This window comes from Paenibacillus sp. SEL3 (assembly GCF_054602585.1).
Window position 1 is genome coordinate 4,513,149 of the sequence record NZ_CM137725.1, and the last position, 18,973, is coordinate 4,532,121.

Sequence of the window (18,973 nt, forward strand, 5' to 3'; positions counted from 1 at the left end):
ATCATCCCTATCCTCTGCTTTTATCGTCCATTTCCCCGGCAACGCATTCGTTATTAGGGTGTAAGATTATATCATCGGGAATCAAGACAAGAGGACATACCGAAGACACACACAGTCAAACGTTAGCCGGCCATTAGGGCCGGTTTTTTCATGCGGTGATCGTCTCTGTCGGTTCCCGGGAATTCGTTGAATAGAAAGGAGGAGTCGTGTTGCCTAAGCAAGGGATGCTGCAATGCATGAGTATGGAGCTGCGCCGGATGAGAACACGGAAGTGGAAAAAAGCCTGGCTGAATAGCCACAACATGCGAACGCAGGGTACGCAAAGGTGGCATGCCGCAGAATGAGACAAGCCTTTAAGCAAAAGCTCATTGAAATTATTCCAGCGCTGCAAGGGCGTGTATACGATGTTCAGCCACCGTCGCAGACGGCAGAGGAGCCGTATGCTGTTATGGCGCTGGGCGAGGAAATCTGGAAGTCTTCCTGGGCCGGCTATCGGCAGGTTGTCCGCATCATGCTGTACGCAGGACAAGCCGGACTGGCGCAGGCTGACGTATGGGCGAATGCCCTGATTGCCGGGCTGCACCGGGAACCCGTGACAGGTGCAGGTGAGGATACATCGACTTTTACCGCGCACTATTTGGGCGTGCGGGATGCAGAAAAGCTGGACACCGTTACGGGCAAGGCCTATAGAACGCTTCGTTTTGGCGTGTATGTGCCTGAGACGGAAGGTGGTTTGGCCGTTCCAGCAAGCGGTGCTACACAGCCGGAAGAGTGGCTGGCCGCGCTGGTCCGCTGGACGCAGAAGCAACTGGGTGAAACGTGGTCGGTATACGCCGACGCATGGCCCGCACAGCCGGGGCGGCAAGCGGTACTATGGCGGATGAGCGGCTGCGAAACTAGGATGGCGGGAGCCTCCATGTATGAGCTGCGCAAACGGTTCATCGGGCATATTACCGCCCCGGACACCACCGAGGAAAACCGCGCAGCTTTCGCACTGATCGAGGGCTTTGCCGCTCAAATCCAGCTTCCTCTGGATCAGGACAAGGGCCGTTATATGTCTACAGCTGAAGCTTCAGCCGATTTGCAGGCAGATGCCATTTTAGATGGTCAGCTTCGGCTGATGTTAGTACAGCGGCGTATGCGTCCGGCTGAGGAAGCGGCGTTGATTCGCAGAGTGGAAATTCATCCTATTTTGAAATGAGGTGGTCCGAGTGACCTTGGAAAACCATGAGAAGGCCCCGGTATATGCCGGGCAAGAAGCAAGTGGCCCTCGCTATACGCTGGAGGAGCTAAAAGAGCACGCAGAACCATTGTTTTCCGTGAAAGAAGAAGTGCTGGCAGGCGCCTTTTTTGGCACACAGGACAAGCTGTTTACGGTAGCAGAAGCACACACTAAAATCGAACAATTTATGAAAGCGAAGGTGGACTAATTATGGCAGGCGGAACATGGGAAAACACGAATAAACCGGTATTGCCGGGTTTGTATATGAATTTTCAGGCAGCAGCAGCTTCAGCGATTCAAGGTGGGTCGCGTGGTACGGTCGTTGTGCCCGTTAAGGCGAATTGGGGCCCTGTACGTGAGTTTGTAGAGATCGGCAGTGAAACGGCAATCAGCCAAATCTTTTCGGGTGACAGTCTGGACGGTGCGACCGCGTATTCGACGCTGTATCTGGCTTTGCTGGGCGGTCCGAAAAAGCTCTTAGCCTACCGTTTGGCAGATGATACAGCTGCTGAAGCATCTGTGACGCTGAAAAGCGGCGGTGCGACCCCGGCGGATGTGCTGCGTCTGAAGGCTTTGTACACAGGTAGCCGCGGTAATGGTTTTGCTGTAACTGTACAGCCAACTTTGGGTGATGAGCAAGCTCGTGAGGTGCGCCTCTATGAAGGAACCAAGCTGCTCGGCACGTACAAAGGCAGTGACGGTACGGCTGCCTCTATCGCCAAGGCGATGAACGAGAACAGCGAAAATGTATGGGTGAAGGCCGAAGTTGTCGGCGACGGCGGCATTCCGGTGGATGTCAGCGGCGTACACCTCACTGGCGGCAACAGCGGCAATAGCAAGCTGGTTAATGCCGATTACATCGCGATGCAGGAGGCACTTGAAGGACAAGAGTTTAATGTCCTGGCTCTGGATTATGCAGCTGATCTGGCATTGCTGCAAAGCTTCGCTGCCTGGATCAAGCGTGTCCGTGGCGAAGGTAAAGGCGTAATCGCTGTATTCGGCGGTTCTGCGGCAGATGATGTGTCCAAAACAGCCGTCAGCTTGGCCTCTGCACGTTCCCTGGCCCTAAACCATGAAGGCATCGTGAACGTTGGTACAGGCGTACGTCTGGCAGGTTCGGATTACAGTTCCGCCCAAACGGCTGCTTATGTAGCTGGCCTGATTGCAGGTCAACGTCTGAATCAATCGGCAACATATGCGGTTACGCCTTTTGAGGATGTAACCCGCCGCTGGACACGTTCCGAGCAGGAGCAGGCTGTCCGTAACGGTGTCTTCCTGCTGTTCTTCGACGGTCGTCAGGTCAAAGCGCTGCGCGGGATCAACAGCTTGGTGAATCCATCTGCCGGGCAAAACAACGCATGGAAGAAAATTCGTTCCATCCGTGTCATGGACGCTATTAACGCTGACTTGCAGCGTGCAGCTGAAGAGACTTACATTGGCAAAATCAACAATACGGTGGAAGGCCGTCTGGCACTTATCGGTGCAATCAAAGAATACCTGGCACAGCTGTCGCTGAGCAATGTCATCGAAGCAGATGGCTACGATGTCATTCTCGACCCGGCTTACTACGGCGATGCGCCAGTCATCAAACCGGAGCCGGATCAAGTGTTCCTGCAATGGAACGTGAAGCTCACCGACGTGATGGAGCAGTTGTTCGGCACATTTTACGTGCAATAAATAAGCATTTTACGTGTATAAGCATTTCGCAGGCAATCGGCAGAAATGAAGTAGCTTGTTAACAACGAGGATTTTATGAAATCCCGAACTATATTATGGATTATTTTGAGGAGGAAAAAGAAATGTTGGATGCTTCAAGAGTTATTTTAGGTACGTTTGGTCAGGCATATATTGATGGGGTATGGCAGACACATATTAACAAGCTGGAAGCTAGCGTGGAAATTGATAAAAGAGAACTGAATTTGGTTGGTAATACTTGGAAGGTGCATAAAAATGGAGCTAAAAAAGGCACTGGAACGATGAGTGGTTACAAAGTAACTTCCGATATGATTCGTCGCGGTTTTGAAAAATTCGATATTATTTCCAAGCTAGACGATCCTGAATCTTTTGGACATGAACGCGTTCGTTTGATTCGCTGCATGCCAGATAAGATTCAGTTGGCTAACTGGACTGCGGGAGAAGAAGTGCCAGAAGAAACTACTTTCACCTTTGAAGGCTATGAACTGCTTGATCCTATCGTTGCTGAATAATTTATTGGTTATGGTGGGCCTGGAGTAATCCGGGCCCAATTTTCAAAAATTTATTAGGGGGATTTAATATGAGTTTGCCTGAAAATATGTCAGAGGAACAAATTTTGGATAGTCTTTTTGAAGCTGCAGATAAATTACCAGAGGAAACTGTTCGGATTCAGCGCCTGGATATGCTTCTCACACTTCGTGGTTTGACATCCAACAAAGTAGATAGCATCCGTGAACGGTGCACAATTCGTAAAACGGTTAAAGGCCGTGTGGATGAAAAAGTAGATACAGAAACATTCAATGCACTGCTTATCTCGGAAGCTACGGCTGGTCTAGAAGTAAAAGGTCTGCAAATTAACGGATGGGGTGATCCGCGAATTACTAGCCGACTTAAATTGTCTGGTGGTGAACAGGCTGTGCGTCGAATGCTTCTGGCAGGTGAACTGGATGCAGTAGGGGATAAGGTGCTGGAACTGTCCGGCTTCGGTGTGGAAATTGATGATCTAAAAAACTGATTCGCTCCGGCGGAATGACATCGGTGCTGTATTATCTGTGGATACGGCATCATCTCCGTCCCGGAGAGTTTTGGGCCTTAAACAGAGGTGAAAAATCCATGTTAATTGCATTTGCTGAAGAGGAACTAGACGCATTATCCAAGCAAATACAGCAATGATAGATACGTAAGGAGGTGAGTAAATGGCAGGATCAAGTAACTATAGAGTTAATATTGTTACAGATGTAGAGGATTTGATAATTACAAACCGGGAACTTAAAGCAACAAGTCGCTATATTGAGCAGATACAACGGCTTTCTGATCGCTTAGGACGTGCCCGTTATCAGAGCTTGATTAAGCTGAATACGGAACTTAAGTATATGCATAGGCATCTTGGGAATATTTACAGCCTAGCTGTTCGTCTTAGCCGGCTACGCATTAGGCCAAAAGTCTTTCTGATTGATAAGGCGACTCCAGTCCTCGAAGCGCTTATCAGAAAGCTAAAAAGTCTTAAGGATGCCTATATTGTTGCACGTGCAAAAACGGGCATTGATCAAGACGATACAAATAAGAAGAAAGCTAAGGGTGGCAACCGGGGAAATAATTTAAATGTTTCAAATATTGTGAACAAGTCTATCAGTGTTACTGCAAATTTAGAAATAAAGGATCCTAAATTTGACTTTAACTTTAATTATGATATCAAGGTAAAACCACCTAGATTGAATATTAGAGTCGCAGCTCCAAAATATGCGCCTAAGATCAACGTAAAAACAGGTCCTATTCGAGTTTCTCCAAAAATTAAGGTGATCTGTAATTGTTGTTGCTGTGGGAAAAAAGGAAAAAGTAAAAGAAGCATTGCTGAACAAGATGGACCTGATGGTAAAAACAAAAAGAAAAATAAGAACAACAAAAAAAGCCCTGGCAAAAAACGAGGACTTCCTAAGCTGTGGGAAAAAGCAAAACGTTTATTTAACCCAAAACCTAGCTCTAAGCCGGGAGTCCCAGGAGGACGGCCAACTCCGCATGGAGGTAAGGGGAAGTTTGGAAAGATATTTGATTTCGGTAAAAAAATACTTGGTGAAAATCCAGGAAATATGCTTAAAAAGATAGGTAAGGGAGCAATGAAGGGGGGCAAGAAGCTGCTTGGCCCAATTAGCATAGTATTAGATATTGTAGACATTGCTACAGCGTCGCCGGAAGAACGTCCGGCTGCTATTACATCAACGCTTTTAGGAAGTGGCTTTATTACTGCTGGGGCAGCTATTGGTACAGCGATTGCTCCAGGTATAGGTACTGTAATTGGTGGTCTTATTGGTGCAATTGTAGGCGCTGTAGTAGATAGTTTAGCAGGTGAATGGTTAGCTCAAAAGTTCTCTGAAATGAGTGATTGGGCCGGAGAAAAAGCTACTTCTGCAATGGACTGGGTTGGAGAAAAAGCTATTGGTGCAAAGGATTGGATTGGCGAGAAAGCAAGTGTTGCAAAGGATTGGGTTGGTGAAAAAGCTTCCCAAGCTACAGATTGGATGAGTAATAAAGCATCTGATGTCAGTAATTGGTTTTCTAGTCAAACAGAAAGTTTGAAAAGTGACTTCTCTAATTTGTTTGGTTATTCAAATGAACCTGAAAAATCACAACCTGTTGTTTCTGTAAATAAGGCCTCGCAATCTTATAATCCCGCTTCAACTGCACCGGGAGCGTCATTAGCTCTGTCAAGATTCCCTTCGGTTGATCCGGGGCTTCCATTACCATCTTTTATTCAGGATGCCCAAAACCGTTCCAAGGTGATTCAGGGTATGGGGCCAGGTGGTTCACAAATTCCTACGGCGAAAGGAGGAAAACCAGCTCCACAGCTCGTGCAAATAACGGATGAACAAATGAGTAGCCTTTCAGGCTTTCTCAAGGATTTCAAGACAGAAACGAACAACCAAATCAGTGTAACGTTGCCTCCTGGAGCAGTACAGGTAACGGTTCAAGAAGATTCTATTGATTTCGACACGATGGCACTTCAAGTAGGACACCGGATTGTAAATGAGGTACGACAGGCAATTATTAATAGAGGTGGAGGGGACAATAGTTCCCTTAAAAAGGATAAAGCTGTACTAGTCTAACGTAAATCTATCACAGCAGAAAGGAGGGAGGCTATGGGTATAGACTTTTTTCTGATTAATGGTCAAAGCGTGTTTCAATTCCCAGTTAATCCCGAAGAGGTGAATATTTCACGGCAAAAAGGGTATGAAACAGTTACGATGCTTACACATGGGGAATTTGATTTTCCACAAGGAGAAAAGGTGAAAGAAATCACCTTTTCTTCTTTTTTTCCCAAGGTGTACGATGCATCCTATTGTCGTTATAAAAATATCCCAGATCCTAACGAAGCGATGAACAGGTTAAATGCAATGTTAAAAGCAGAGAAGCCGTACCAATTTATTATTACGAATACACTAATTAATGTTCCTGTTTTTATCATTGCTCATAATACGACCTTTCGTGGAGGCGAGGCAGGAGATATATATTTTGAAATTACTTTGCGTACATGGAGGGAACCTAAAATAGTGTTGCGAAAAGGGAATTCTCCTCAAAAAGTAAACTCTAGTAACCTTCCACGCACGAATCTTAAAACTAAATCTAAGACGTACACTGTCAAAACTGGGGATTCGCTTTCTAAAATTGCAAAGTTGGAGTTGGGGGACAGTTCCAAATGGAAAAGTATATATCAAGTGAATTCAAAGATCATAGGCAACAATCCGAATAGGATTAAAGCGGGTCAAAAGCTGGTGATGCCATGAGTTACCAAGTAATACTTCAAGATCGATATGATCTTACCTCCCTAGTTGAGAAAATAACTTTAAAAGATGCTCTTAATCAAATTGCATATCAGGCCAGCATACGTGTAGCTGCTTCAAATGTTATGCCCACGATTACTCCGGGAATGTCTATTCGTGTCAGTGGAATTCCATTTGGAAAAAATGTAAAGGTACCACTTCTCCACCCTGCTGTTGTATGGGAAGTAGAGAGCTCTAACAGCGGTACAAAACGTTTCTCTCTGGTGGTATATGATCGGACGATTTATCTGGATAAATCCGAGGATGAATATTTATTTCCCAAAGGACAGACAGCTACGCAGCGGTTGCGTAAATACGCGAAGGATTGGGAGTTTCAGATCACCTCAATACCTGATACGAAAGTGCGATTAGGAAAAGGTATTTATCGTGCCCAGACCCTATATTCCATGATGCTTGCTGATTTGAAAGAGACAGCAAAATTGGGCGGAGATTTGTACCAGTTACGCATGACAAGTGCTGGATTGGAGCTATTTAAAATCGGTAGCAATCCTTCCCCCTATGTGTTAGACCGATTTATTGATCTTACGCAGTTGCGGACACTTGAGGGAGCCGTAACTAAGGTCAAAGTAATGACAGCTAATGAGAACGTAGGAAGCGGACAAGAGGTACCGTCTAAGGTGCTGGCTGTAGCAGAAGGGGATACTAAAGCGCTAGGTACTTTGCAAAAACTGGTGGAAGATGATCAAGTGAAAGCAGCTGGCGGAGCCAGTAAGCTTGCTAAAAGTCATCTAACTGGAATCCAGGAAACTTTTACAGTTAATTTACCAGATATTAATACCATACGTGCCGGTGAAGCTGTGATGTTACAAGGATTAAAGCTGATTGTTACTTCAGTCAGTCGGGATTTGGGGAGCCCGGGGAATATGACTTTAGAGCTCGCTTCCTTCGATATGGTTAAAAGGAGGTATTTTCTTGAGTAAAGATCCCTATGGTGCATTTGTAAGTGTAATGCAGTCGTCTATGGCGGGACACACTCGGCAAGCGTTGAGTGGAGTAGGCGCGGTACTAGGCACGATCACCTCCACGGGACTCAAGCTGGACGATTTTAAACATGAGCTTCAGGATTATCTGGTCGCGGAGCTGCCGGGACTGCTATCTGTACCACGCCATATGTACAAAGGTACCTCAACCGCAGTGGAATCAGAAAATTGGGAAGGTAAAGAGCTGAAAACTTCCTTTTATATCGGGGAAGACGAGCTGGAGGATGTGAATCTCAGTTTGAACGAAGGACTCAAGCCTGGAGATCGTGTACTGGCGGTTCGGGTGAATAGCGGCAATGATGTGGTGGTCGTGTGCAAGGTGGTGAGTGGACGTGGCTAATTTATTTCCCGAAACAGATGATATGATCTGGACAGACAGGGATATGACCGACCCGGATATACTGGAGGATAACCGTGCAGTATTTGGGCGAAGCTGGAGGTTTGATTTTGAAGCCGGCGAGTTTGTTATGAGCCCTAGTCGTAAAATCGTGACTACAGGGGAGAAAGAAGCGTGGGTACAGTGGTGTGAAAAAGCGATTCGCACTCCTCGCTACCGGCATGTGATCTATTCACCTGACTATGGGAGTGAGCTGGAGGAGCTCATTGGCAGCAGCTATGGGCACGGTGTGCAGGAAAGTGAAATTAAACGCATGGTCACAGAGGCGCTACTAGCAGATGCACGTACGGCTAGTGTGGATCAGTTCACGTTTCGCTGGGAAGGCGAGGCGTGCCATTTTAGCTGCCAGATTACGAACGTGCGGGATGAAACGGAAATTGTGGAAAGTGTGGTGATCTAATGGCAGACTTGCCGGAATATTTGGTAGACCAGACGGAAGAGGAAATTTTAAATCGAATGCTGGAAAAAGTGCCTTCGGATATTGATAAGTCCGAGGGCTCTTTTATTTGGGATGCGCAGGCGCCGGTGGCATTCATGCTCTCGGAAGCGGCGATCTGGGCGCAGGAGCTGCTGCGTCGGGGCTTTGCCAGCACAGCAGCCAGCGACAACCCGGATTTTCGTTCGCCGGAGCTGGATTTGCGGACAGCAGAGCATGGGGTGACACGGCGAGAAGCGGTTGCGGCCTCAGGTATGGTTACGTTCACGGGCACAGCGGGAACGACTGTCCCGGCGGGAACCTTGGTGGCGACCCCGGCAGATGATGTATCCGGGGAAGCTTCTATTGAGTATGCGACCACGGCTTCGGTCACGCTGGATGAACAAGGTGCCGGGGAAGCGGCTATTCGGGCGGTCAACCCCGGGCGCAGCGGTAATGTACCTGCGGGCGTCATCCAGGTGATGGCCACTCCGATTAGCGGGGTTGCCTCTGTGATCAATACGGAGGAAACCAAAAGCGGTACAGACGTTGAGAGCGACCAGCTATTGCTGGAGCGTTTTTATGCCAAGGTGCGGAACCAGGGCACCAGTGGCAACAAGGCGCAGTATACCCAGTGGGCGAGTGAGATTGCTGGAGTGGGTGGCGTGGAAGTAGTTCCGCTCTGGAAAGGACCGGGAACAGTGGGGTTATATGTGCTGGATACGGATAAACGCGCAGCCAGCCCAGATATCGTCGCTGCGGTGCAGAAGTACATCGATCCGACGCAGGATGGGCAAGGAGAAGGGCTGGCGCCAGCGGGTCCTGTAGTGACGATCATGCCAGCGGCAGAAGTGGAGATTAACATCTCAGTCAAGGTACAGCGTACCAAAGAGAAGCCGTCTACACTGGATGAAATCAAAAAGCTGATCGAAAGCGGTGTGCGGACGTATTTGAAGCAGCTTGCTTTTTACAAGGAAGACCCGTTGGTACGGTACACCCGGATTTCCGCTGTGCTGCTGGACATTCCGATCATTATTGATTTCTCTGAACTGAAAATCAATGGACAGAGCAATCAGAATATTGAGATTGGGTCAGGTCAGGTGGCAGTACTGGGGACGGTGAGCGTTAGTGAGTAACAATGAAACGAACAGTTTTGAAGATTTATTGAATAACCCAGACCAGGGAAAACGCGCAAACCGTAGTGGCACTTTTGTTAATCGAGTAACGATAGCGGAAGATACAGTGGGCCAAATGAACAGCGAGCGAGGACGCGAGCTGCTTTCCTATTTGCCTGCCTATTATGAAACTTCACGTGTGATGCGTTCTGATATGGATGCTAAAGGAAGCGAATTGGACGCCCTGTATCTTGCAATGGATGCAACGGTGGGACAGTTTTTCGTACGTACCGCCACGTGGGGATTGGAACGCTGGGAAATGGAGTTGGGGATCGAAACCGATCTGGCGAAGCCATTGGACCAACGGCGTGCGGTGGTGGAGTCGAAGCTGCGAGGGGCAGGAACTTTTTCCGGTCGGCTTGTCAAAAATGTAGCAGAGGCGTATGACGGAGGTACGGTAGATGTTATTTTTCACCCTGCCGAATGGGGATTTACGGTCAAATTTATAGATACCATCGGGATTCCACCCAACGTAGATGATCTTAAAGCAGCCATCGAGGAGATCAAGCCCGCCCACATGGCAGTGGAGTACAAACTACGCTACCTGACCATTGCCGAAGTGGAGTCTATGACCCTCTATGAAAATGAACATACAACACAGGATAGATATTTAGGAGGTGGCGCATAACATGGCAAGTGAAAAAACACCGAATCTTGGTTTAAATCAAATTGACCGCACATCGCCCAAAACCACGTATTTTGATTTGGAGAAGTATTTGGACCAAAACTGGCGGGCTGTTGATGAATTTGCTAGTGACGTGAATGATGGTGTGAATGCGATCAAGAAGCGTTTGGATACGACAGAGCGTAAGACGGTAACTCTCGAACCCGGGGTGCAAATTGTTCATGCGGAAAAGGCTGCCCCATTTTCGCTGACGGGGCTGAGCGGGCGTACGTTGGTAAATTTGTTGGGGCGGATGGGGAACTGCGAGACAGTAAGCGAGTGGTCCTCGAATGTAGCTATTGCAATAGACTCTAACAACAAAACCAACGGCAGCAGTTCATTTAAAATTACACTAGGCAGTGTACCAGCAACGGCGTCTGCAAGTTTTTTGACCACGCCTGGTCGAAAATATATCGCAATAGCGGACGTGAAAAGTGGTAATACCAGCAAGGTGGCTATATCAATAAATGGTATTGCCAGTGATGTGGGTAACGAGGTATCTTCTGGCTCTGTTTTTGCTCCGTCTGTTGTACGGTTTACGGCGAAGGAGTATTTTCATATTGTTACGGTTACAGGCACGGGTGTGGCTAGTAATACGTTTAATATGGATAGTGTGCGCGTTTATGAGATTAGTGAGGCAGACTATGCAGTGGCAGCTAGCTACACGCCAGCACAGGCCGCAGCTAAGTATCCATATGTTGATAGTGTAATGCCTGTACGTAATCCTTATGCGATTCGGTACGGGGAAAACCTGTTACCTAACTTTTATGAGTGGACGGTCATCAATTCAGGGATAGTCAATCTGCAAGCTCCTTACAAAGCGAGTGCTTCAACAAGTAGCTATCCTGGTCCATTTCCTTTATCGCCCTTAAAAGTGGTTGTTCCTGTATTGCCGAATACAACATACACAATCTCAAGTGCGGGTGACGGAATACAGTACATTGAACGTCGGGATGAAAACGATTCTGACCCAAGTGGGGAAGTTATGCCAGGTGTAATTGCCGTAGATTCTAAAACATTCACCACATCGTCACAAACGCGATTCTTATCTGTGCGGCTTAGATACGCTGCTGCGGGTTCATTCACCCATGAAAATCCTATGCTTAACATCGGCAGTACAGCCAAACCATTCAAGCCACGCGAGGATTCCATGCTGGCGCTGCAAACAGACCTATACGCCGATCCAGTAACGGGAGTCAAAGCGGATATAGTTTTCGAACGTGACGGTCAATACTTCAAGTCTAAGAAATGGCAAGGCATGACGCTGGACGGGTCGTTACCTTGGGTTTACTTTGGGTCAGGTGTGGGATATAAGGGTGTTCGTGTTCCTGTTAATAACGGTTTTGTTGACAGTGAGAGGATAACAAAGTTTGACGGTAAGTTGGTCCAGCATGTTTTCCCTTTAACTGGGCCGGATCAATCCCACCTTAGTCCAGAGTCAGGAGTTGTGGGTCTGACTATCTCGGTTGCAGACAGCGGGTGGGCAGACGGATATGAGCCGTCGCAAGATGATGTCAAAGCGTACTTTTTTGGTTACAAAGCCTATGACGCTAACACCATCACTCCTGCAAACGCTCAAGCCATGACCACGGCTACATGGACAGGTACAGGTACTAAGTATTGGGTGCAACGCGTGGGCGAAGCTAATTTCACGCAATCGGTACCCACAACGTCATATACAGGGTACACGCCGTATCAACTTGTATACCAACTTGCAGCGCCTACGGTGGAGCCTATTGTATCCGAGGGGCAACTATCATTTGTCGAGGGCGATAATCAGGTTGAAGTAGGTACGGGGATTGTGCTGCGTGAAGCAGTTGGGCCTAAATTACACACAAACGGGTTCTATTACATTAATGCGAATGCCGTTCCAGGTAGTAATACAGTTAATACACCTAGCCGCATTATCAATATTTTGGCGAATAACAGAAATGATACAAGCAGTTGGGCCAACTACACAAACTCCGGTAGCAACGGGATAACATCCGAGCTAAATCCGAACAAATTTAATGCCGCTGCTTCTTACAGTATCACTTACGTAATGCTTGCACCATCGCCGTTCGTACCATTCATGGGATCGTTTGCCGCAAATGAAAAGACGCTGCTTGCAGACTTGGTGGACAGTGTGCAGCAAAACACAGCGCGTGTGTCGGTACTGGAAAACAAGAAGGCTGACAAAGACAGTCCTGCATGGATATCACCGACGTTGCTTAATGGGTGGGCTACGAGTAGACCCGTAGGAATAATGAAGGACAGTAACGGGTTCGTCCATATCAGGGGGCTAATCGCGAATGGTTTGACAAACGGAGGGTTAGCACTGTTTACTCTGCCGCAAGGTTACAGACCTATCAGTATACAAGGCCCTGTTTCTTATGGCTATGGACCTAGCGGGCCTGTTTTTGTACCGTTTGATATTTTTCCAGATGGAAGAGTTTGTTTTGGTGGTGGAGGGGCAAAAGATAGCACTACGGTGAGCGTTCTTTTCCCGCCATTCATAGCAGAGCAATAAGGAGGTCATACCATGAAATTAGTACCTAAAGTAAATACAGACGGACTCTATCTGGAGGATGAAGTAGTGGACGATGCCTTTTCCGGTGTCGTCCCTTTTTATACTCCATCTTCGCCCACGCTATCTGACATAAACCAGCAGCTAGACACCCATCAGCATACTGACAGTAGCTCTAGTACCATAGATGGAACAAGTTCAGAAAGCATCCCTGCTGGTTATACAGTAGGAATTCCAGTGCCACCCGGTCTATACCATCCTCGTTTTGACATCCAAGGTTGGCTGGCCTACGAAGCGAAATATGATCAAAAGCTGATAGAAGCGCAAAAAGCCTATGAGGAGTTGAACAACGAATCCCAAGCTTTATTTCAGAAGCAGCATGATGAATGGCAAAACAAACCTGAAAACGAACGTGGAGACGAACCTATATATTCTGCTCAGACATTCATGGCCCCAGAACGAAGAGACCCAACGACGTTCTGGAGTGAAGGATTGAGTGAGGAAGCAATTAAGGAACTGACACAAAAAGCAGAACAACAGCCAAGCGAGACAGATCAACTGAAGCAGCGGATTGCAGATCTCGAAGTGACGTTGACCCAGCTTATGCTTGGTAACACAGGAAAATAACGTGTACTGAGGATTATATGTAACAGCATCTTTATATAAAAGAGGTGAAACTATAAACATGGCCGCTTTAACAGAGGCACAAATGCGTATTTGTGCTTATGCTTGCATCACTCGCTATGAGCGGGGTGAGGGCAATATAGCAACGATCATGGGAAGCTACGCTTTAGATGTAGAACAGCGTGAACAAGTAATGAAGATTATTTTATCCAAGCGTTCTGATCTAATAGCGGGCAACGTAGAAGGATCGTCATCAACCGATGCTTCAAATGAACAGGAAGAAACGGTTAAATGGTATACCTCTATTTTCCGTAAGAAAACAGTATAGAGAACAAAATAAAAATCATTGTTTATATGCCCTTGGATCAGTCCAAGGGCATTCACTTTACACCTAGGTTCAAAAGGGGGAACAAATATGCATGAAAAGATCGATCAGATTTGGCTGGGGCTTTCCACGGGGACCTTGATCGGTTATTTTTTCGGGGGGTGGACCACAATGTTGACGTTGCTGTGGTGGATGGTCGTGATCGACTTTTTCACCGGATGGGCAGCGGCCTGGATTAATGGGGAGCTAAAAAGCCGCCAGGGGTATTACGGTATTTTTCGCAAGGTTACCGTGTTTTTGCTCATTATGGTAGCTCACCTAATCGACGGTATTCTCGGGGATGCACATTACTTCCGGGATGCCGTCGTTTTCTTTTATTTAGCGAACGAGCTGTTGTCCATTATTGAAAATGTGGGCAGAATGGGAGTGCCGATGCCGGATATTTTACGGAATGCGGTAGCTATTTTTGAGTCCAAGTCGAGTGGAGAAAAAATAAAGTCAACCGACCCTTCCGACAAAGAGAATAAAGTTTCATAAAGTGCCATCAGTGACCACCACCCAAATAGGCTGACTACCTTTTTGCCCTTTTTTCGGTGTAAAAGTGGAAAAGCCCAGACCGTATGGATGGTCCAAGCATATATAACAGAGACAGAGTGCTACAACATTATAATGACAGGGAGGGAGCGCCTTATGCAAAGTCGTAGCCCTAATGCTACCGAAGGCATTGACGTGTCCCGATATCAGGGAACGATTGATTGGAAGCGTGTACGAGCCGATGGTAAATCGTTTGCCTTTATTAAAGCGAGTCAAGGACAGCGTTACGTCGATCCGACATTTATCACGAATGCAAAAGGGATCAAGGCAGCCGGGATTCTCCTGGGAGCGTATCATTTTGTAGATGCGACCAGTGTAAACGCAGCAAAAGCGGAAGCCAGGCATTTCGCCGAGGTGCTGGATCAGGTGGGTGGTGCGAAAGCGCTGGACTTGCCAGCGGTGATGGATTACGAAAATAATCCGGGAGGGCTTAGATCGGCCGCGATTCATGAGATTGCGTTGGCATTTGTAACGGAATTTGAACGGGTAAGCGGCCGTAAGCCGATGGTATATACAGGGAATGCTTTTGCTGCCCATTTCAAAGCGCCATTGGGTAGTTATAAGCTGTGGATTGCGCGTTATAGCACACGGGTGCCCGGCGACACCACGGCATGGAAGCGCTGGGACTTTTGGCAATACAGCGATAGTGGACGGGTTGATGGGATTCAAGGGCCGGTTGACCTGAATGTATACGCCGGAACAGAGGCCGAGCTACGTCAAGCATTTGCAGGAGAAAAGGGGGATGAGCCAATGACAGCAGAGGAAAAAGCGGCATTTAAGGCCCTGCAGCAGCAGGTCGCCGCGCTTGAGAACAGCAAAGATGTGCTCAAACAAACATTGAATGAACAAAGCGCTTATATTAAAAAAGTGGATCAGCGGGTAGCTGAGCTGGAGGCGCGTCAGACTATGCCTGTACCGACCTGGGCGAAGGAAGCAATGGCTGCCGCTGTTGCATTTCATCCAGCAAGCCCGATTGTGGATGCGAAACTGCCAAGCAGTTACGATTTTTATCGCTTACTGGTCGTACTGAACCGTCTGGGTGTGTTTAAAACGACCAAATGATCTTTTATAAATTTTATGCGAAAAAGGGATTATTTTCATGAAAACTAATCCATACGCCTGAAACGTAAATAGACAGGCGGTTCAAAGGCAACCGCCTGCACTTATTGTAAAGTGATGTTCTTCATGATTTCTACATAAGCTGAACTAGAACGTTTTAAAAGTGTGAATCATTGGGTGGAAATGCAGCATGTCTACCAGCCAAATCAAGCGGTAAAAGCTCTTGTATGTTTGTTTATTTCAGAACATACCTGGGAATTAGGATATTAAGGATGTAGGTTTGGTGCTGAATACATTTTTGAGGTAAGATCATGCTCCTGCTTGGAGGTTAAAGACCCCCAGCAGGAATATATGTTTGGTATGATCGTGTAAGTTGGTTTGTAATATTAATTGACATGATGTATAAAAACATATCGTAATGTATGAAAAACCCCCTTGTCGTCTTCCAGATTTTATAGTAAAGTATCCAATAATCAACTTTGTTTGAGCATAATATTCACTGTTTGTGAGTATATGTCACACTTTTACCACGACCTGACATACTCCTCTTTCTCTTTATCACATCACATTTATTTATTACCCTACAGCATCTCTTACACCACTAGATTATGAACACTTCTGTCCTACTACACCTATTTGATGAACTCGGAACCTGGGATTACAGCTTGAGGACAAGCTTGTCATGTCAATTCAAGAATTGACATTCATCCGGTATCAACGAATTAACAATATATAAGGTGTGAAAGGGGTTTGCTGCATGAGCAAAAAGTATGCAAAACACAAAATCTGGACCGTTCTGCTGGTGCTTGCGCTAGGAGCTGTTTTGGCGCTTTCCGGTTGTGGGGGATCAGGTGAAGGAGCAAAGCCAGAGGCAGGGAAAACACCAAGCGGAGCAGGAGAGGGCGTGCAGGACACGCTTATTTATGGACGCGGCGGAGATTCCGTGGCGCTAGATCCTGCCATTGTGACTGAAAGCGAGTCGCTAAAAATTGGAATGCAAGTGTTCGACACACTGCTGGAATATAAGGAAAACACAACGGAGATCCAACCGGGGCTTGCAGAGAGCTGGGAAGTATCACCGGATGGGCTGGTCTATACGTTCAAGCTGCGTCAGGGTGTAAAATTCCATGATGGAAGTGACTTTAACGCTGAAGCGGTTGTGTTTAACTTTGACCGCTGGGCTGATCCAAAAAGTCCATACAAATTTGAAGGTGACTCGTTTGACTATTATGATTCTATGTTCGGTCCTGAAGGAAGTAGGGTGATTAAGGAGGTTAAAGCGGTAGATGCGAACAGTGTCCAGTTTACACTAAACAAGCCGCAGGCGCCGTTTTTACAAAATATCGCTATGCCATCCTTTAGTATTGCAAGTCCCAAGGCAATTCAGGAGAAAAAGGCTGATTTCAAGAGTAATCCGGTCGGCACGGGGCCTTTTGTATTTAAGGAATGGAAACGGAACGATACCATCACGCTGGAGAAGAATCCAAACTATTGGAAAGAGGGCCAGCCGAAGTTGGCAAAGATCATTGTTCGTTCCATACCCGACAATACCGCGCGATTTAATGCTCTGCAAAATGGAGAAATTGACCTGATGGAGGATTTGAATCCGGATGATGCAAAGCAGCTAGACGGTAATAGCGAATTGGTGAAAATTGAACGTCCCTCCTTTAATGTGGCGTACATTGGATTTAATTTAAAGAAAAAAACATTCAATAATCCCAAGGTGCGCCAGGCGCTGAATCACGCAGTGAACAAACAGGCCATTATTGATGCATTGTTTGCAGGGCAGGCTAAGCCTGCGGTCAATCCGATGCCACCTACGTTATGGGGGTACAACGATAGTATTCAGGACTACGCCTATGATCTGGATAAGGCTAAATCTTTACTGGCGGAAGCAGGCTTTCCTAACGGGCTTCCCGAGCCGTTAACCTTCTATGCAATGCCCGTATCTCGTCCTTATATGCCTGACGGCAAAAAGGTGGCCGAGGCCATTCAAGCCGATTTTGAAAAAATAGGCGTCAAAGTCAACATCCAATCTCCAGAATGGGCTACGTATCTGGATGATCTTAAAGCAGGAGAGAAGGATGATCTGTACATGTTGGGATGGAACGGGGACAATGGTGACCCGGATAATTTCCTTTATACATTGCTGGACAAGGATACGATTCCAGGCAATAACCGTAGTTTTTATGTGAATGAGGAACTCCACAAAGTATTGGTGAAGGCGCAGGTTGAGGTCGATCAGGACAAGCGTGGGGAACTGTATAAACAAGCACAAGTGATTATTAAACAGGATGCACCGTGGATTCCCTTGGTTCACAGCACACCGTTGATGGCAGGTAAAGCGAACCTCAAGGGTTTTGTACCTTCTCCGGCAGGTATGGAAGCGTACGGAAATATTTATTTTGAATAGCCCAAACGCAAGCAGGCGGTGAATAGGATATGAACTCATATATTGTAAAAAGACTGGCCATATTGATTCCTGTATTACTGGGCATGACGCTTATCGTATTTTCGATTATTCATGCTATTCCGGGTGATCCGGCGGAAACCATACTAGGAGATAAAGCTACGGAACAGTCCAAACAGGCGCTACGTGAGCAATTGGGACTGGATAAGCCGTGGTTTCAGCAATATGGAACCTATTTGAGTGAACTGGCACATGGAGACTTGGGTGATTCCATTCGCACCAGACAGCCGATTGCCCGGGAAATGCTTCCTTATCTGGCGGCTACGCTGGAGTTGACAGTAGCGAGCATGTTTTTTGCCATAGTAGTTGGAATGAACGCTGGCATCGTGAGTGCCTGGAAGCGAAATTCCTGGTTTGACTATGTCAGCATGGTCATTGCACTGGTCGGAGTATCGATGCCGATTTTTTGGCTGGGCTTGATGGAGCAATGGATTTTTGCAAATAAGCTGCATTGGCTTCCTTCCATCGGACGCATGAATTCCCGTGATCCGGTGGAAGCTGTGACACATTTAGCCGTGATTGATGCGTTCATAGGTGGGCGTATGGATCAGGTGTGGACCGTCATCAAGCATTTGATCCTACCCAGTATCGCACTGGGAACGATTCCAATGGCGGTCATTGCGCGCATTACCCGTTCCAGTATGCTGGAGGTTATGGATGCGGACTATATCCGTACGGCTCGGGCGAAGGGGCTGGCATCTTTTCAAGTCGTGTACAAACATGCGCTTAAAAATGCTGCGATCCCTGTGCTTACTGTCATCGGTCTTCAGACGGGATCACTACTGGGAGGCGCGGTACTGACAGAAACCATTTTTGCCTGGCCCGGCATCGGGCGGTACATTTTTGAAGCGATCAGTTCGCGTGACTATCCGGTTATTCAAAGCGGAATTCTGATCATAGCGTTTCTGTTCGTCATCATTAATCTGATTGTCGATTTGTTGTACGCGGTTCTCGACCGGCGTATCCGTTATCAGTAATCAAGTCGCCAATTGTTCAAGGGGGAGCTTGTCC

General features: G+C 47.1%; 20 protein-coding genes. All 20 read left to right on the top strand.

Annotation, left to right across the window (positions count from 1 at the left end; translation table 11 throughout):
* The first annotated feature begins 209 nt into the window (after positions 1–209).
* The 20 genes from ACYCS5_RS20770 (at position 210) to ACYCS5_RS20865 (ending at position 18,939) form a co-directional block, all read left to right on the top strand.
* The gene (locus ACYCS5_RS20770; protein WP_256026078.1) at positions 210–344 is read left to right on the top strand and encodes a hypothetical protein; all 135 of its coding nucleotides are present in this window, start codon (positions 210–212) and stop codon (positions 342–344) included.
* Positions 341–1,201, top strand: a complete 861-nt coding sequence (locus ACYCS5_RS20775; RefSeq protein WP_069011549.1) for a hypothetical protein — start codon at positions 341–343, stop codon at positions 1,199–1,201. Before ACYCS5_RS20770 ends, ACYCS5_RS20775 begins: the two co-directional genes overlap by 4 nt.
* 10 nt (positions 1,202–1,211) lie before the next feature.
* Positions 1,212–1,430: a hypothetical protein gene (locus ACYCS5_RS20780; protein ID WP_069011550.1), complete on the top strand. Its 219-nt coding sequence runs from the start codon at positions 1,212–1,214 to the stop codon at positions 1,428–1,430.
* Positions 1,431–1,432: 2 nt separating this feature from the next.
* Entirely contained in the window at positions 1,433–2,899 is a 1,467-nt protein-coding gene (locus tag ACYCS5_RS20785; RefSeq protein ID WP_165144587.1) for a phage tail sheath family protein, read from the top strand.
* Between the two features lie 122 nt (positions 2,900–3,021).
* Complete coding sequence (locus tag ACYCS5_RS20790; protein ID WP_025678602.1) at positions 3,022–3,429, top strand: phage tail tube protein; 408 nt, start codon at positions 3,022–3,024, stop codon at positions 3,427–3,429.
* A gap of 68 nt (positions 3,430–3,497) precedes the next feature.
* Positions 3,498–3,932 (top strand): phage tail assembly chaperone, encoded by a 435-nt coding sequence (locus tag ACYCS5_RS20795; protein WP_090736430.1) that lies wholly within the window; start codon positions 3,498–3,500, stop codon positions 3,930–3,932.
* Positions 3,933–4,113: 181 nt separating this feature from the next.
* Positions 4,114–6,018: a hypothetical protein gene (locus ACYCS5_RS20800; protein ID WP_459760068.1), complete on the top strand. Its 1,905-nt coding sequence runs from the start codon at positions 4,114–4,116 to the stop codon at positions 6,016–6,018.
* 39 nt (positions 6,019–6,057) lie between these two features.
* A complete protein-coding gene (locus ACYCS5_RS20805; protein WP_254329439.1) occupies positions 6,058–6,696 on the top strand; it encodes a LysM peptidoglycan-binding domain-containing protein in 639 nt (212 codons plus the stop codon).
* Positions 6,693–7,673, top strand: a complete 981-nt coding sequence (locus tag ACYCS5_RS20810; protein ID WP_340931561.1) for an XkdQ/YqbQ family protein — start codon at positions 6,693–6,695, stop codon at positions 7,671–7,673. Before ACYCS5_RS20805 ends, ACYCS5_RS20810 begins: the two co-directional genes overlap by 4 nt.
* Positions 7,666–8,073 carry a hypothetical protein gene (locus tag ACYCS5_RS20815; protein ID WP_165176500.1) on the top strand — a complete coding sequence of 136 codons (408 nt, stop codon included), beginning with the start codon at positions 7,666–7,668 and terminating at the stop codon, positions 8,071–8,073. The genes ACYCS5_RS20810 and ACYCS5_RS20815 overlap by 8 nt, the downstream gene beginning before the upstream one ends.
* The gene (locus tag ACYCS5_RS20820) at positions 8,066–8,530 is read left to right on the top strand and encodes a DUF2634 domain-containing protein (protein ID WP_039269491.1); all 465 of its coding nucleotides are present in this window, start codon (positions 8,066–8,068) and stop codon (positions 8,528–8,530) included. The genes ACYCS5_RS20815 and ACYCS5_RS20820 overlap by 8 nt, the downstream gene beginning before the upstream one ends.
* Entirely contained in the window at positions 8,530–9,681 is a 1,152-nt protein-coding gene (locus ACYCS5_RS20825; protein ID WP_459760069.1) for a baseplate J/gp47 family protein, read from the top strand. The genes ACYCS5_RS20820 and ACYCS5_RS20825 overlap by 1 nt, the downstream gene beginning before the upstream one ends.
* A complete protein-coding gene (locus tag ACYCS5_RS20830; RefSeq protein ID WP_459760070.1) occupies positions 9,674–10,348 on the top strand; it encodes a YmfQ family protein in 675 nt (224 codons plus the stop codon). The genes ACYCS5_RS20825 and ACYCS5_RS20830 overlap by 8 nt, the downstream gene beginning before the upstream one ends.
* A gap of 1 nt (position 10,349) precedes the next feature.
* A complete protein-coding gene (locus tag ACYCS5_RS20835) occupies positions 10,350–12,893 on the top strand; it encodes a hypothetical protein (protein WP_459760071.1) in 2,544 nt (847 codons plus the stop codon).
* A gap of 12 nt (positions 12,894–12,905) precedes the next feature.
* A complete protein-coding gene (locus tag ACYCS5_RS20840) occupies positions 12,906–13,517 on the top strand; it encodes a hypothetical protein (RefSeq protein ID WP_459760072.1) in 612 nt (203 codons plus the stop codon).
* 58 nt (positions 13,518–13,575) lie between these two features.
* On the top strand, positions 13,576–13,842 hold the full coding sequence (locus ACYCS5_RS20845) for a hypothetical protein (RefSeq protein ID WP_165144615.1): 267 nt from the start codon (positions 13,576–13,578) through the stop codon (positions 13,840–13,842).
* A gap of 87 nt (positions 13,843–13,929) precedes the next feature.
* On the top strand, positions 13,930–14,376 hold the full coding sequence (locus ACYCS5_RS20850; RefSeq protein WP_459760073.1) for a phage holin family protein: 447 nt from the start codon (positions 13,930–13,932) through the stop codon (positions 14,374–14,376).
* A 153-nt stretch (positions 14,377–14,529) separates the two neighbouring features.
* Entirely contained in the window at positions 14,530–15,495 is a 966-nt protein-coding gene (locus tag ACYCS5_RS20855; protein ID WP_459760074.1) for a glycoside hydrolase family 25 protein, read from the top strand.
* Between the two features lie 754 nt (positions 15,496–16,249).
* On the top strand, positions 16,250–17,905 hold the full coding sequence (locus ACYCS5_RS20860) for an ABC transporter substrate-binding protein (RefSeq protein ID WP_165144621.1): 1,656 nt from the start codon (positions 16,250–16,252) through the stop codon (positions 17,903–17,905).
* 29 nt (positions 17,906–17,934) lie between these two features.
* Entirely contained in the window at positions 17,935–18,939 is a 1,005-nt protein-coding gene (locus ACYCS5_RS20865; RefSeq protein WP_029516174.1) for an ABC transporter permease, read from the top strand.
* The last annotated feature ends 34 nt before the right edge of the window (positions 18,940–18,973 follow it).

What these genes read in the sequence shown, in the direction of transcription:
- ACYCS5_RS20795 (WP_090736430.1), top strand. Translation starts at nt 3,498, where the DNA reads ATGAGTTTGCCTGAAAATATGTCAGAGGAACAAATTTTGGATAGTCTT.
- ACYCS5_RS20840 (WP_459760072.1), top strand. Translation starts at nt 12,906, where the DNA reads ATGAAATTAGTACCTAAAGTAAATACAGACGGACTCTATCTGGAGGAT.
- ACYCS5_RS20825 (WP_459760069.1), top strand. Translation starts at nt 8,530, where the DNA reads ATGGCAGACTTGCCGGAATATTTGGTAGACCAGACGGAAGAGGAAATT.
- ACYCS5_RS20790 (WP_025678602.1), top strand. Translation starts at nt 3,022, where the DNA reads ATGTTGGATGCTTCAAGAGTTATTTTAGGTACGTTTGGTCAGGCATAT.
- ACYCS5_RS20835 (WP_459760071.1), top strand. Translation starts at nt 10,350, where the DNA reads ATGGCAAGTGAAAAAACACCGAATCTTGGTTTAAATCAAATTGACCGC.
- ACYCS5_RS20800 (WP_459760068.1), top strand. Translation starts at nt 4,114, where the DNA reads ATGGCAGGATCAAGTAACTATAGAGTTAATATTGTTACAGATGTAGAG.
- ACYCS5_RS20775 (WP_069011549.1), top strand. Translation starts at nt 341, where the DNA reads ATGAGACAAGCCTTTAAGCAAAAGCTCATTGAAATTATTCCAGCGCTG.
- ACYCS5_RS20785 (WP_165144587.1), top strand. Translation starts at nt 1,433, where the DNA reads ATGGCAGGCGGAACATGGGAAAACACGAATAAACCGGTATTGCCGGGT.
- ACYCS5_RS20845 (WP_165144615.1), top strand. Translation starts at nt 13,576, where the DNA reads ATGGCCGCTTTAACAGAGGCACAAATGCGTATTTGTGCTTATGCTTGC.
- ACYCS5_RS20865 (WP_029516174.1), top strand. Translation starts at nt 17,935, where the DNA reads ATGAACTCATATATTGTAAAAAGACTGGCCATATTGATTCCTGTATTA.
- ACYCS5_RS20850 (WP_459760073.1), top strand. Translation starts at nt 13,930, where the DNA reads ATGCATGAAAAGATCGATCAGATTTGGCTGGGGCTTTCCACGGGGACC.
- ACYCS5_RS20860 (WP_165144621.1), top strand. Translation starts at nt 16,250, where the DNA reads ATGAGCAAAAAGTATGCAAAACACAAAATCTGGACCGTTCTGCTGGTG.
- ACYCS5_RS20855 (WP_459760074.1), top strand. Translation starts at nt 14,530, where the DNA reads ATGCAAAGTCGTAGCCCTAATGCTACCGAAGGCATTGACGTGTCCCGA.
- ACYCS5_RS20810 (WP_340931561.1), top strand. Translation starts at nt 6,693, where the DNA reads ATGAGTTACCAAGTAATACTTCAAGATCGATATGATCTTACCTCCCTA.